Source organism: Streptomyces sp. W16, assembly GCF_033194735.1.
Classification (GTDB): Bacteria; Actinomycetota; Actinomycetes; order Streptomycetales; family Streptomycetaceae; genus Streptomyces.
On the sequence record NZ_JAWOAI010001032.1, the window covers coordinates 1 to 1,560 of the forward strand.

1 protein-coding gene is annotated in these 1,560 nt (G+C 70.8%); it reads left to right on the top strand.

The annotated features are described in order from the left end of the window. A partial coding sequence (locus tag R6V09_RS52775; RefSeq protein WP_317888500.1) for an NB-ARC domain-containing protein occupies window positions 1–1,560 on the top strand: 1,560 nt, incomplete at both ends.

The window sequence follows — 1,560 nt, forward strand, 5'->3', positions numbered from 1 at the left end:
CCGCCGGTATCGGCAAGACCGCGCTGGCCGTGCACTGGGCACACCAGGTCCGCGACCGCTTCCCGGACGGCCAGCTCTACATCAACCTGCACGGCTTCGACCACGACCGGCAGCCCCTCGAACCCGGCGAAGCCCTCGAACTGCTGCTGCGCAGCCTGGGGCTCGCGGCGTCGGAGATCCCCCCGCACCACGAGGCCCAGGGCCGCGTGTTCCGGACCCTGCTGGCCGACCGACGCATGCTCGTCCTGCTGGACAACGCGGCCTCGGCCGAGCAGGTACGTCCGCTGCTGCCGTCCGGCCCCACCTGCTGCGTCCTCGTCACCAGCCGCAACCGCCTCGGCGACCTCGTCGCCCACGACGGCGCCCACGCCCTGCCCCTGGACCTCCTCCAGCCGGACGAGGCCCGCACGCTGCTGAGCCGGACCCTCGGCACGGACCGGGTCGACGACGACAGACACGCGGTCGACGAACTGATCAGGCTCTGCGGCAGCCTCCCCCTGGCCCTGCGCGTGGCCGCCGCCAGACTCGCGGGCGATCCGGCCCTGCGGACGCCTGACCTCGTCGCCGAGATGACCGAGGGCAACAGGCTGGAGGCACTGGAGCCGGAAGGTGACGCCAACTCTCCTTTGCGTACGGCTTTTTCGGTGTCGTACCGGGTCCTGGCTCCCGGCGCACGCCGCCTGTTCCGCCTGCTCGGCCTGTTCCCCGGAGCGGAGTTCACCACCGAGGCCGCGGCGGCACTCCTGGACACGCCACTGCCGCAGGCCCGGCGGCTGATCGGTGCGCTGGCCTCGGCCCACCTCATCGAACCCGCGACGGCGGGACGTTACCGGTTCCACGATCTCCTCCGCGCGTACGCACAGGAGTGCGCGCAGGCGGAGGAGGCGGTACCGGACCGTACAGCCGCCCTCGACCGGCTCCTGATCTGGTACCTCAACGCCACCCGAACCACCGCGGGCGCCGGACTCTTTCCGGAGCTGCCCCGCAGCCTCCGCCCCGACGAACACCTGAACATGCCGTCGGCCACCGCGCCCGGAGCATGGCTGAACGCGGAACGGGCGAATCTGCTCGCCGTCATCAGCCATGCCGCCCACCACGGCCCCCGCCCCGTCTCCTGGCACCTTGCCTCGGCACTGTTCAGCGACTTCTGGAACCATCTGCCGCGAAAGACCTGGCAGACCATCGCGCAGACGGCGCTGGACGCGGCCGAGACCGAGAGAGATCTGTTCGGCCAGGCAGCGATGCACTCCAGCCTCGCCGCGGCACGGTGGGACAGAGGGCATGTCCGACAGACGATGGAACACGCCACACGCACACTGGACATCAGCAGGGAGCTCGGTTGGGCGATGGGCGAGGCGTCCGGGCTCGGTCTCAGAGGCTTCGCGCACTGGAGCATGGCGCTCCTCGACAGTGCGCACGACGATTTCACCGCCGGCCTGCGCATCTTCCGTGAGGTCGGGCATCGCTACTTCGAAGGATTCGGGATGGTCGGCCTCGGTCTGGCCTGCCGGGACCTGGGCCGACTGCGTGAGGCCGCCGATCACCTCGAACGTGCCGTCG